At 48.6% G+C, this 12,457-nt stretch carries 9 protein-coding genes and 1 pseudogene; 7 read left to right on the forward strand and 3 right to left on the reverse strand.

Annotated elements, in window-relative coordinates:
• Positions 1 to 277 precede the first annotated feature (277 nt).
• Entirely contained in the window at positions 278 to 1,405 is a 1,128-nt protein-coding gene (locus MKY82_RS14565; RefSeq protein WP_339296405.1) for an FAD-dependent oxidoreductase, read from the forward strand.
• A 234-nt stretch (positions 1,406 to 1,639) separates the two neighbouring features.
• Positions 1,640 to 2,112, forward strand: a pseudogene (tnpA, locus tag MKY82_RS14570) (IS200/IS605 family transposase).
• A 166-nt stretch (positions 2,113 to 2,278) separates the two neighbouring features.
• Here tnpA and MKY82_RS14575 read toward each other — a convergent pair.
• Positions 2,279 to 2,770 (reverse strand): hypothetical protein, encoded by a 492-nt coding sequence (locus MKY82_RS14575; protein WP_339296406.1) that lies wholly within the window; start codon positions 2,768 to 2,770, stop codon positions 2,279 to 2,281.
• 390 nt (positions 2,771 to 3,160) lie between these two features.
• On the opposite strand from MKY82_RS14575, the gene MKY82_RS14580 reads away from it, so the two are divergent.
• Together MKY82_RS14580 and MKY82_RS14585 are read left to right on the forward strand one after the other, a co-directional pair.
• Positions 3,161 to 6,349: a cytochrome P450 gene (locus MKY82_RS14580; RefSeq protein ID WP_339296407.1), complete on the forward strand. Its 3,189-nt coding sequence runs from the start codon at positions 3,161 to 3,163 to the stop codon at positions 6,347 to 6,349.
• Between the two features lie 111 nt (positions 6,350 to 6,460).
• The gene (locus tag MKY82_RS14585; protein ID WP_194542412.1) at positions 6,461 to 6,829 is read left to right on the forward strand and encodes a helix-turn-helix domain-containing protein; all 369 of its coding nucleotides are present in this window, start codon (positions 6,461 to 6,463) and stop codon (positions 6,827 to 6,829) included.
• Positions 6,830 to 6,905: 76 nt separating this feature from the next.
• On the opposite strand, the gene MKY82_RS14590 is transcribed toward MKY82_RS14585, so the two are convergent.
• Complete coding sequence (locus MKY82_RS14590) at positions 6,906 to 7,466, reverse strand: NAD(P)H-dependent oxidoreductase (RefSeq protein ID WP_194542413.1); 561 nt, start codon at positions 7,464 to 7,466, stop codon at positions 6,906 to 6,908.
• 332 nt (positions 7,467 to 7,798) lie between these two features.
• Between MKY82_RS14590 and MKY82_RS14595 the strand changes: the two genes are divergently transcribed.
• From MKY82_RS14595 to MKY82_RS14605, 3 genes are all read left to right on the forward strand, one after another.
• The gene (locus MKY82_RS14595) at positions 7,799 to 8,614 is read left to right on the forward strand and encodes a ZIP family metal transporter (RefSeq protein WP_071221625.1); all 816 of its coding nucleotides are present in this window, start codon (positions 7,799 to 7,801) and stop codon (positions 8,612 to 8,614) included.
• Positions 8,615 to 8,812: 198 nt separating this feature from the next.
• Positions 8,813 to 9,778 (forward strand): DUF4097 family beta strand repeat-containing protein, encoded by a 966-nt coding sequence (locus tag MKY82_RS14600; RefSeq protein ID WP_194542414.1) that lies wholly within the window; start codon positions 8,813 to 8,815, stop codon positions 9,776 to 9,778.
• A gap of 132 nt (positions 9,779 to 9,910) precedes the next feature.
• Positions 9,911 to 10,036, forward strand: a complete 126-nt coding sequence (locus MKY82_RS14605; RefSeq protein WP_259445313.1) for a hypothetical protein — start codon at positions 9,911 to 9,913, stop codon at positions 10,034 to 10,036.
• Between the two features lie 104 nt (positions 10,037 to 10,140).
• On the opposite strand, the gene MKY82_RS14610 is transcribed toward MKY82_RS14605, so the two are convergent.
• Complete coding sequence (locus tag MKY82_RS14610; protein ID WP_339296408.1) at positions 10,141 to 12,186, reverse strand: serine hydrolase; 2,046 nt, start codon at positions 12,184 to 12,186, stop codon at positions 10,141 to 10,143.
• Between the last annotated feature and the right edge of the window lie 271 nt (positions 12,187 to 12,457).

Below are 12,457 nucleotides of genomic sequence, written 5' to 3' on the forward strand. Positions count from 1 at the left end.
TGTACGTGGATAATCAGGATCAAGCCGTAAAGTATGAAGAAAACTATTTTGCTGTCATGGGAAAATAATAATTACCGGTCCGCAAGAACAACCGTAGATCACATGGATGTGAAGTCGCCTATTTGGCGGCTTTTTTTGCATGTTCTTTTATAGGGAAGAAATGCTCCCGCTGACAAGCTTTAGCCGCCTGATTTAGACCGTTGAAATGATGTGCGTTATACTTTTTCCCTGCATTCGCTATAATGGATACAGTGATTTAAGGAAGGGAATGTCATGCATGAAGAACGTGATCGTCATTGGTTCGGGAATACTTGGGGCATCGACTGCTTATCAGTTAGCCAAAATGGGAGCGGAAGTGCTTATTATAGACCGCCATGATAAAGGACAGGCTACGGATGCCGCAGCGGGCATTATATGCCCCTGGCTATCGCAAAGACGGAATCAGGCTTGGTACCAATTAGCCAAGGCCGGCGCGCGTTATTACCCTGATTTAGTGAGAGAACTCATCAACGAAGGTGAGACAGAAACGGGCTACGCACAAGTCGGGGCCCTTAGCATTCACGAGGATTTGGATAAAATCCGCAAGATGGAAGAACGGGCTCATAACAGAAAAGCGGATGCTCCGGAAATCGGTGAGATCACCCGGCTGAATGAGGAAGAAACCCATGAGCGTTTCCCATTGCTTCGAGATGGCTATCATTCCGTTCACATTAGCGGCGCCGCCCGTGTCGATGGTCGTGCACTGCGCGATGCGCTGATCCGGTCCGCTCAGAGGAACGGGGCCAAGCTTATAAACGGGGATGCCGCATTGTTATATCAAGCTAATCGCGTAACCGGAGCCGCTGTCGGAGCAAGCAGATTTGAGGCAGATGAAGTCATTGTTTGTGCTGGTGCATGGGCTAATCAATTGCTTCAGCCACTAGGCATTCACTTTCAGGTTCGTTTTCAAAAAGCGCAAATCATGCATGTGCAGGCGACTGACCGGCAAGATACAGGCACCTGGCCGGTCGTCATGCCGCCATCGGATCAATATTTACTCTCTTTTGATAACCAGAAGATTGTGATCGGAGCGACTCACGAAAATGAAGTCAAAGGCTACGATACGAGAATAACAGCCGGCGGCATGCAGGAAATCCTGAATAAAGGATTGGCCTTGGCGCCGGGACTAGCTGACAGCACGTTTCAAGAGGTCCGTGTCGGATTTCGTCCGTTTACCCCCGGATTTCTTCCGGTTATAGGTGCTGTCCCTGGCTGGGAAGGCCTTATAACCGCAAACGGACTGGGGGCGTCCGGATTGACGATGGGCCCCTTTATCGGTAGTCAATTAGCGAAATTGGCTCTTGGAATACCACTGGATATCGACATCGATGCTTATGATATTCGTACAGCGATCGAAGAGCGTTGAAGCATGCCGGCTAAATCGATTCTGAGCATGCAATTGGTGAGCGGCATCTTCAGTCACTATAAAGAAAGCCGCGAATATCGCGGCTTTTGTTGTTATGGCTTTAGCCAGTTGAGTGCGTGAAACGCGCGAAACAAAAAACCACCCGCTATGCGGGTGGAGGGATTGAGGGTTTGACCACTGAGACCATTCCAATAAAATTGAGATGTTCAGGCTCAAAGAAAGGAATGGTCTCAAATGGCAACCAAGAGCTACTGCCTAGCTCACACAAAGTGGATGTGCAAATACCACATTGTATTTACCCCGAAGTATAGACGGAAAGAGATCTATAATCAAGTAAGAAGAGACTTAATAGAAGTTTTCAAACGCTTATGTAAGTACAAAGGAGTAGAAATTATAGAAGGTCACATGATGCCCGATCATGTCCATATGTTGGTGGCTATCCCACCGAAAATTTCAGTCTCATCATTCATGGGATATCTAAAGGGGAAAAGTTCGTTAATGATCTTCGAGAAGCATGCACAACTAAAATATAAATACGGGAATCGAAAATTTTGGGCAGAAGGATATTATGTGAGTACAGTAGGTTTGAATGAAGCAACAGTAGCGAAGTACATTCGTGAACAAGAGGCACATGATAAGCCATGGATAAGTTGAGTGTAAAAGAGTACGAAGATCCATTCAGCAGCAACAGGGGCAAAAAGAAATAAACCAGTTTAACTGGTAAGTGAAAGTGACAAATAACAATGAGCCTGAACAGAGTTATGGTCAGGCTAGCGTCTTTAGGCGCAGTTTGGCAACAAGGGGTTATACCCCAAGAGCAAACCACCCGTTGGACGGGTGGTCATGATTTGAGAGAGATTGTATTCCAATCGCTTATACGGCAGATAATGATTCGTTCACGCGTTTTGCTTTCAACCTGCCAAACAGGAAGCGAACGGTCGGGCCTACAATGAGAAGTTGAAGCGGCAGCGCAAACACGAAATTTTTAATGAAAATGGAGAAGTAGCTTCCAAGCAGTGATTCCCCTCCAAGCCGGTTTGCATAATAGGAGGAAGCTAGCCCGTACATGGACATAAAAGTAACCATGCCGATCACCATACAAAATGCCATCATCACAATCATAAGGATTTTACTGGATTTATTACGCAATAAGGAAAAAACAATTTTCTTTGCTATGGGTCCGACAACTAACGATTCCAATAAGAAGGCAATCACGAAGCCCAACACCAATTGCAGGAGTATGGCCATAAACGATATGTTCCCAATTAATCCGTTTGTGAACAAATTGTAGGAGGTCATCATGATAACCATCCCCAGACACATCATCAAACCAAAATAAAAATTTTCTTTTTTTGTTGCTGGCAATTTCATCATCCTTTCTAGTTACCTTTGTCATTATAGAGATTGGAGAAAGTCTCTCGTAAGTGAAAATTCTGTGAACATTTTCTGAAAACATTCCTTTGCAAAGTACAACAATGACTAATTTCATTGCATTTCAGGGTGGGAGATCCTTTATTTGGTTTTATAGTCCTAAAGGACCTACGGCTGATATGCGTGACCTTCATATCGTGATAGGGTAAAGGCTAGGATAAGACAGCCAAGCGAAGTGGAAACTAACGAAGCCGCCGTCAATCCTCCTTTTTTATCGCGAAATGACCATATTACGATATTGGTCAATGAGTACTGGATGCGATTTCACCTGTCCGGTCAAAGGGACGCATACTAAAGAAACTATGGATCATGGAGGGAGATCGAATGTCGCATATGAAGCAAGTACCTCAACCTAAAACTTACGGACCGCTCGGCAATCTGCCGCTGCTGGATTCCGCTGCTCCGGTCCAATCACTTGTGAAGGTCGCCTCGGAACTTGGGCCGATATTTCAATTTCAATATCCGGGTGGACGCAGGGAGCTGTACGTCTCCGGCCACGAATATGTCAAGGACGCGTGTGATGAGAAGCGTTTTGATAAACGAATTTGGGCGCCGCTTCAGAATGTCCGTCCTTTTGCAGGTGATGGATTGTTTACGAGCGCTACACACGAGCCCAACTGGAAAAAGGCACATAACATCCTGCTCTCCAGCTTTAGCCAGCGTGCGATGCAAGGCTACCATACCAAAATGGTTGATATCGCGATGCAGCTCATCCAGAAATGGGCTAGGCTCAACCCTGACGAATCTGTGGACGTTCCTGCCGACATGACTCGTCTGACGCTGGATACCATCGGCCTGTGTGGTTTTAATTATCGCTTTAACAGCTTCTACCGGGAAGACAATCACCCGTTTATCGACAGCATGGTGCGGGCCCTTGATGAAGGCATGAATCAGCTGCACCGTCTCGGCATACAGGACATGTTTATGATTAAAAAGAAGCGGCAGTTTCAGGAAGATGTCCAAAACATGTTCTCGCTAGTTGATGAGCTCATACAAGATCGCAAAAAGTATGGCGGTGAAGAAGGGGATTTGCTCGCGCATATGCTGGAAGGCGTCGATCCTGACACAGGCGAGCGCCTGGATCAAGAGAATATTCGTTATCAGATGATTACCTTTCTTATCGCGGGGCATGAGACGACAAGCGGATTGCTGTCCTTTGCTATTTATTATTTACTGAAAAATCCGGATAAATTGCATAAAGCGGTAAGCGAAGTGGACCGCGTTCTGAAAGATTCCGTGCCGACTTACAACCAGGTGCGGGAGCTCAAATACGTCCGCATGGTTCTTAGCGAGTCGCTGCGTTTATGGCCAACGGCGCCTGCCTTCTCGTTATATGCAAAGGAAGATACGGCAATCGGAGGAACCTATCCGATTCAGAAGGGGGACAGCGTAACGGTCCTGATTCCGGGACTACACAGGGACTCCCGCGTGTGGGGAGACGACGTGGAGACGTTCAGACCGGAGCGCTTCGAAGACCCCAGCAAGGTACCGCATGACGCGTATAAACCATTTGGCAACGGACAACGCGCATGCATCGGGCAGCAGTTTGCGCTGCAGGAGGCAACCTTGGTGCTTGGCCTGGTGCTCAAATATTTTGAATTGATCGATAACCAGTCTTATGAGTTAAAGGTTAAGGAAACACTCACTTTGAAGCCGGAAGGGTTCCATATTCAAGTTCGAAGCCGTCAGGACGGGGCTGCACTGTTGGTTCCGGCAGGAGGCAAGACGGGGGCAAACGATTCGGAGAAGCGGGAATATGCCACGTTGTCCGATACAACCGGGACTAATGTTCATCATACGCCGCTCCTCGCGTTATACGGGTCCAATCTGGGCACGGCAGAGGGAATTGCCCGAGAGGTGGCGGATGCTGCGAAGCACCAAGGGTTCGACAGCCAGGTGGGCACACTGGACGATTATGCCGGAAGGCTTCCGAAGGAAGGCGCCGTCATCATTGTAACCGCCTCGTACAACGGGCAGCCCCCTTCCAATGCCAAAGCATTTATGGAATGGCTGGAGGATGCCGATGTATCAGAAATTGAGGGTGTGCGATATGCGGTATTCGGCTGCGGAGACCACAACTGGGCAAGCACCTATCAGCGGATTCCGCGCTTGATAGACGATCAGCTTGCAATCAAAGGGGCGCAGCGACTGCTTACGCGTGGTGAGAGTGATGCCAGCGGAGACTTTGAGCATGAAGTCGACGAATGGACGGAGCATTTATGGCCGGATCTGATGCAATCGCTAGGACTCCCTCTTACGTCCGTCAATGTGGCGAAGCGCAGTGCCCTGTCCGTCCAGTTCGTGCAGGGAGCGGCCGCCGTGCCTCTGGCTGAAACCTACCAGGCTGTAACCGGGCACGTTGCTCATACCCGCAATCTGCAGCATGCGGATAGTGGAAGGATCACGCAGCATATCGAAATCTCGCTTCCCGCGGGAACGGATTATCGTGAAGGAGATCATCTGGGGGTGCTTCCGGTCAATCCGGTGACGCTGGTTCAGCGAGTGCTCCGAAGATTCAAACTGGACGCGGGTGCTCATCTTATCTTGTCTGCTGAAGGAAGAAGCCGTGCGCATTTGCCGACAGGCATTCCTGTCCGTCTGGACGACCTGCTGTTCCGCAGCGTGGAGCTGCAGGAGCCGGCCACAAGAGCACAGATTCGGGAGATGGCCGCTTACACGGTATGCCCGCCGCATGCCAAAGAGCTTCAAGAACTGCTTGCGGAAGCGACCTATCAGGCTGAAGTGCGGGCCAAACGGATCACCATGCTCGACCTGCTGGAGCGGTATGAAGCCTGCGAGCTGCCGTTTGAACGGTTTCTTGAGCTCCTGCCGCCATTGAAGCCGAGATATTATTCGATTTCCAGCTCCCCGAAGGTTAGCCCGAATACGGCAAGCATCACGGTCAGTGTCGTTCGGGGCAGTGCTTGGAGCGGTCAAGGGGAATACCGGGGCGTGGCTTCCAACTATTTGGAACAGATGAAGTCGGGCGCAGAGGTTCTGATGTTCATTCGTTCTCCGGAGTCGGGCTTTGCGCTGCCTGAGGATCCGGCAACGCCAATGATTATGATCGGTCCAGGCACGGGCGTGGCTCCGTTCAGGGGGTTCATCCAGGCAAGACAAGCGCTTCGGGAGGCTGGGCAGGAGCTGGGTGCTGCGCATCTGTACTTCGGCTGTCGGAATCCGGAGCAAGACTATCTTTACCGCGAGGAGTTTGAGCAGGCGGAGAGAGAAGGCTTGGTCACCTTGCATACAGCCTTTTCAAGGATAGACGGTGTAGATAAATGCTACGTCCAGCATTTAATGACACAAGACGGAGCGTTATTGCTGTCACTGCTTGAGGCAGGAGCACGAATGTACATTTGCGGTGACGGTTCCCGGATGGCCCCGGAGGTAGAGCAAACACTAATGCTTTCCTATCGGGAAAGACATGGCGTTAGTGCAGAAGAGGCTGCCGCCTGGCTATCCGGGCTGGAGGCGTCGGGACAATATGTAAAAGACGTCTGGGCGGGATGAGGGTCATTCCAGCGAATTAGTTCTACAGATCTCCTTTCGATCCAGTACTGTTTTTATGTTAAGATGATCAGTACATGAGTAATGGAAGAGATTCGAAGGAGAGTGTGACTTATGCACGAAGAAACCTGTGTTCCGACTGGCGTGAAACCTCAAGACACCGGCTTTGGTTATACGTTATCCTTGATCGGCGGTAAATATAAAATGATCATCTTGTACTGGCTGTCTGAAAATAAGGTGATGCGGCATAATGAGCTGAAGCGAAGCATTGGTTCTATATCCTTTAAAACGCTAAGCATCATGTTAAAGGAGCTGGAGGCCGATGAGCTAATCGTTCGCACGGAATATCCCCAGGTCCCTCCAAAAGTCGAATACACCTTGTCGGAACGCGGACTATCCCTCATTCCTGTGTTACATATGATGTGCGAGTGGGGAGAGAAAAACAGTGTGCCGGCTCTGGAAGCTGTGCAACTGGAAGCATGAGGTTTTGTTATATTCAAAGAAGTATTTCCTGAACAAGGAAATACTTCTTTTTTAACGGCTTCATTCGGTTTATTTATCACATGTTGTCTATGAACTTCAAATAGTCTCGTGCACTTATATCCAGTGCGTTATCAGGAGGCGATAGGTCCATGTCAGGCGTGTTGCCTCCAGGAGCAGCCTCTTGCCCATAGTAGGCAAAGAACGAACGATAATCTGCGTCGCAGTACAGGAAGGTCGTTTCAAAAGGAGTTAGGATCTGGGCAAGCGTGTAGCGATACCTTCCGTCTTCCCGATAATCTTCTTTCTTGATGCCGGCGGATACAGCTAAAGCCACTTTCCGATTCTTTAATTTATCGCCTCTTGAACCGTAAGCCCAACCATAAGCAAAAACATCGTCAAGCCATTTCTTGAGGAGTGGCGGGCAATTAAACCAATAGATCGGAAACTGCAAAACAAGATGGCTATGCGATTCAATAAGCTGTTGTTCTTGTTGCACATCAATGTTTCCGTCGGGATAAACCCTATGCAATTCGTGTACGGTATATTTTTCCGGGTATTGTCGGAGTTCTTCTACCCACCGCTTATTAATGACGGATGTTTCCAGGTTTGGGTGTGTAACGATAACAAGTGTTTTCAATGATGTATCCTCCTTGAGCATGATTGATATTCTTGAGTATAAAGCGCGCACTGCAATTATGTAAGTATGCACTTTTAGTACAGGTACTTACCAAAAGGTGAGTGTTGGCGGAGGATATCGTTGATTGTAAATTGTAGAGTTTTCAGAAAAATAAAAGACAACCATCATCGCATATTATGATATATAATAATTTGCACTGGCTGCATTAGAATGAACGCACGCGGGTACATAATTTCTAGATCACCCTCTGAATAACCGTTAAATGTATGTAAGGTCTATATTCGGAGATATTATCTGGTATCATATTATTTTCATAAAGGAGTTCTTGTTTAATGGTAGATTTTTTTATGAAATTCAATCCCATTATCCAAGCATTACTAGCCACCTTGTTTACTTGGGGAATGACGGCGTTAGGGGCGGCTCTTGTTTTTTTTACAAAAACATTGAACCAGCGTCTGCTGGATAGTATGTTGGGTTTTGCCGGCGGTGTCATGATTGCGGCCAGTTACTGGTCCTTATTGGCTCCAGCCATCGAGATGTCGGAAGGCAATGCGATTGGAAACTGGTTTCCGGCGGCCTTCGGATTTTTATTAGGTGGAGTTTTTATATGGGGAATCGATAAGGTATTACCCCATCTTCATCCCAATTCTCCGATTGGAGGAGCGGAAGGATATAACCCCAAAGTGAGAAAACGGAGTACTCTGCTGGTCCTCGCTATTACCCTCCACAACATTCCGGAAGGGTTAGCGGTCGGGATCGCATTCGGTGCGCTTGCCAATGGAGGGACTGAAGCATCGTTGGTAGGGGCTTTGACGCTGGCCTTGGGCATCGGCATTCAAAACTTCCCGGAAGGCGTTGCAGTTTCCATGCCCTTACGAGGTGACGGAATGTCCCAGAGAAAAAGCTTCTTCTATGGACAGTTCTCGGGTATGGTGGAACCCATTGCCGCGGTAATCGGCGCGGTAGCCGTCGCCTTTATTGAACCCATGCTCCCTTACGCATTGAGTTTCGCGGCCGGTGCGATGATTTTCGTTGTAGCCGAAGAGGTTATTCCAAGTTCGCAAGAAAAAGGGAATAAGGATTTGGCTTCCATGAGTTTAATGTTCGGTTTCGTATTGATGATGATTCTTGATGTGGCGTTGGGATAGCGACGAGAACAGCCAGCCGGGTGCGGACTGGCTGTTTTGTCGTTCACCCCGGCTAAGCTATACTGGACTAAAGTCGAGGTTCTCGTCTCATTCGCTGGACCAATGCTCAAGTCTCTAAATGGATGCTATACTGAATAGGACTTCAGGATTTGGCAGAAGAGAGACAAAAAGGGACGACGGAAGGAATGGGAACACATTATGCAAAAGAAAACAGGTATATTGATCGTAGTGGCCGGCGTACTGCTGTTGCTCTTTACGATGAACCCGAGGAACATTTTTTCGGATGTTCAATTCGGATTTTCCTTTAAGACCAAGAAAATTAATGATGAGAAAACATTCGCCGCTGATGATTACCGGGATTTGTCCATTCAAACTGGAAGCTCCGACATTGAAATCACAAAAGGAAATGCAGACGAGATTAAAGTCCGGTTGAACGGAAAGGTAAGCACAAAAAATGCAGACCAAGTGAAATTGAAGGTCGAGCCGAACGGAGATACGCTGGAAATCGGGGTTGATGTTCCTGACGGTATTGAGTTTGGTGTGAATATTATGGATATCGTTTTATCCGTGGAAATACCGGAAAAGCAATGGACAGCGGCCCAAATTGAAAGTGGAAGCGGCGATATCGAGATCGGAAATATGCGTGGAGATGCTGTCACCGTTAAGGCAGGCAGCGGGAATATCAATATTCAGGAAGTAAATGCAGGTTCACTTACGGTGTATACCGGCAGTGGTGATATTGAGGCAATGGAGATTGAAGCCGAATCCTTTATGTTGGAATCCGGATCCGGCACTATAGAGGCGGAACGCTACCATGCCACAACGCTGAACTTTCAGACTGGAAGCGGTGATGTTGAACTGAAAGACGGGGAGTCGGCCGTACAAGGAACGACAGGTTCTGGAAACATACACCTGGAATCGGAGCGGTTGATCCATAATACCGACCTCCGAGCCGGAAGCGGGAACGTAAACATCGATTTGGCTCAAGAGCCTTCCTCCCTGGAAGTTGACTTTCAAGGAAGCTCCGGTGAAGGAAAAATCGAGTGGGACGGAATACAGTATGAGGTAAAAGACGAAGACGAAGGCAGGCTGAAGGGGACGTTCGGCAATGGCGACATAGCGCTGAAAGTTCGCACTGGCTCTGGAAACTTCAAGCTGGAATAAAGTTGAATACAATAGAATCGACGATTTGAAGAGAAGACACCCCGAATTGGAATTCTCCCCTCATGGCAGACAACGAAAAAGAGACATCTGTTAAGATGGCTTTACATGTTGTCTGCGGGAGGGGATTTTTTCATGGGAATAAAAGACGTGCTAACAAGAAACTTTCAGTCGGACACGCCGGTGAAAAAACTGGTCAGGGATATTGTCTTCATTCGTGCGGGGGAGCGCAAACTTACGGAGACTGTTCAGAAAAGCTAAACGACCGCTTCCCATTGGAGTTCCGGGAAACGGTCGCAGCTTACAGATGTCACTTTATTGGCGTCAACTTGGCAGGGATATGACCAACTTCGATGTCTCTTTCATTAAAAACCAAAGGCTTGTTGAATCAGTCTCGCATAGATGGCGGCAGCTTCCTTGCGCAGAAGTTTGTCGGACGGCCGGTAATCGGCGGCCCCGTTTGCGTCTGTTGTCACCTCGGGTCCATGCATCCCGGATCCGACCATGAACTGTACGGCTTCGTCTGCCCATGCAGCCGGTTTTGAGCTGAGTTTGGCAGGAACCGCCTTGGCGCCAAGCGTGTTTTGGGCCACACGCCATATTATAGCAGCAGCCTCTTGGCGCGTGATCGGCTGATCCGGTTCAAAGTTCTGGCCTGGTGTGCCGGTGACACCTCCCATGTCCGCGACATTCTGCACATAACCAGCGAGAGGGTGCCCTTGCATATCCTTAAACGAACTCGCGCTATCGCTAGGCTTCATCCCGGCCAGCCGGCTGATAACACTGACAAACTCTGCCCGCGTAATCGGTTCATTCGGTCGGAAGGTGGATTGCTCATTCTCCCCAAAAGCCTTGAGGGACTGCATGAAGTAGATATCCTTGGCATAAGGATTCTCTTCCGGAACGTCGTTGTACGCAGCAGGCTCCGCGAGCTTTTCGGACATGCTGTCTATCGCCGTATAATACATATACGCCACATTGCCGTTATCATCTTCCTTGAAGGCGGCAGGCGTACCGTTCTCATCTACGAATCGCAGCGGACCGACCGGCGTGAGTTTATGTTCGCCCAATGCATCCGAGACTAACAACTCACCTTGGCCGGCCTTCACCCGTGTGGCGATAATCGGTGTTCTCAAACTTCTGAACATGCCCTCGAATTTCTTGAGCTGCTCCTGATTAAGCGGGAAGTCGTTCGGCTGAACCTGCTTCTTCGGATAAAAATGATCCATAAATGCGGTGAAAAATTCGGCTCGGATCGATGTGCTCGCGTCACTGTTAACAACGATCAGGCCTCCGACATTCTGGTCGGGAAGGAGCCAAAGCCAGGAATGATAGCCATCCAAATCGCCACCTTTGCCAATCAGGGTTTGGCCGTTATGGCTGCTGTGCATGAACGATTCAAAACCGTATGACATCAACGGAAGACCAGCTGCATCATAATGCGTCTGATGCATCAAACGCATGGTCTCTTCCTTCATAATGCGGGAAGATCCGAACTGGCCCTTATTTAGATGGGCAGTGATGAAATTGGCCATATCGGTACCGGTGGCGAACATGCCGCCTTCCGGCGCGATGGTAGGTATGTTTTGGTACGGCTTAAACGGATGACGTTCGGCATTGTAGCCAGTCGCAAGGTTTGCGATGATATCCTCATCCATCCGAAATGCAGCGTGCTCCATTTGTAGCGGGGTGAAAATATGCTTTTTTACATAATCTTCAAACGGTTCTCCTGATACCCGCTCGACAATGTAGCCCTGCATGGAGGAGGCAAGATTATCATAGCGGTAAACCTCTCCTGGCGTGCGAACCACAGCCGGTGCATTTAACCTGATAAAGTCGGCAAGCGGCATCTCGCCCTTCTGAATGATATGCTGCGGAAGCGAGTAGTCGTCCGTAAAGTCGAAGCCTGTTGTATGGGTCAATAAATGCTCAACGGTGACGGGTGTCCCGGTGTTGTTGGTGATTTTAACATCCGGCATATAATCGGTTATGTCTTGCTTCAGGTCGATTTTTCCTTCCTCTACCAGTTGCATGACCGCCGTCGCGGTTATCGATTTGGATATCGAGGCCATGCGGAACAAGGTTCGATCGGGGTCAATCTTTTTCTTGGATTCAAGGTCGGCATAGCCGTAGCCCGTATTCAGCAGCACCTTGTCGTCTTTTACGACCACAACAAGCGCACCGGCCAGCATGTCCGAAACCTGGGGTTTGGCAAAATAGGCGTCGGTGAACGCCTTGACTTCTTTGGCACTCAGTACCGGTGCTCCCGTATGCTGTGTTAAAGCTGTACTTGAGGCGGGTTTAGCCGTATCGGCAAAGATATCGGCAGGGAAAGCCAGCAGGCTAGCGGACAGTACGGAGGCTGCCAGGGCACGAATGGTTCTGGATTTGCTTTGTTTATTTGGCTTCATGGGTTCCTCTCCTTGTCAATCGTATTTGATTTCCACTTCATGGTAGATGATGGAGGGAGATGGAAGAACGGTCCGCAGAATGAGTTTTAACTGGCTCTTCGGAGGGAACCAGGCCTCGACTTTGGTCCAGGGGAGATAGAATAACCGAGGGCGGAATCGATGGTTTTATACTATAATTTCTTAATTGATACAATAAAATTGTGATAATTAGGTGATATACTATCATGTTTTATACTTACTATTTTATAATAGTATAAATATAAAGTTGACT

Source organism: Paenibacillus sp. FSL W7-1279, from assembly GCF_037969845.1.
Classification (GTDB): domain Bacteria; phylum Bacillota; class Bacilli; order Paenibacillales; family Paenibacillaceae; genus Paenibacillus_AQ.

Excerpts from the sequence above, each read along its gene's own strand:
- MKY82_RS14610 (WP_339296408.1), bottom strand. The coding sequence starts at position 12,186 with ATGAAGCCAAATAAACAAAGCAAATCCAGAACCATTCGTGCCCTGGCA.
- MKY82_RS14595 (WP_071221625.1), top strand. The coding sequence starts at position 7,799 with ATGGTAGATTTTTTTATGAAATTCAATCCCATTATCCAAGCATTACTA.
- MKY82_RS14585 (WP_194542412.1), top strand. The coding sequence starts at position 6,461 with ATGCACGAAGAAACCTGTGTTCCGACTGGCGTGAAACCTCAAGACACC.
- MKY82_RS14565 (WP_339296405.1), top strand. The coding sequence starts at position 278 with ATGAAGAACGTGATCGTCATTGGTTCGGGAATACTTGGGGCATCGACT.
- MKY82_RS14580 (WP_339296407.1), top strand. The coding sequence starts at position 3,161 with ATGTCGCATATGAAGCAAGTACCTCAACCTAAAACTTACGGACCGCTC.
- MKY82_RS14600 (WP_194542414.1), top strand. The coding sequence starts at position 8,813 with ATGCAAAAGAAAACAGGTATATTGATCGTAGTGGCCGGCGTACTGCTG.
- MKY82_RS14605 (WP_259445313.1), top strand. The coding sequence starts at position 9,911 with ATGGGAATAAAAGACGTGCTAACAAGAAACTTTCAGTCGGACACGCCG.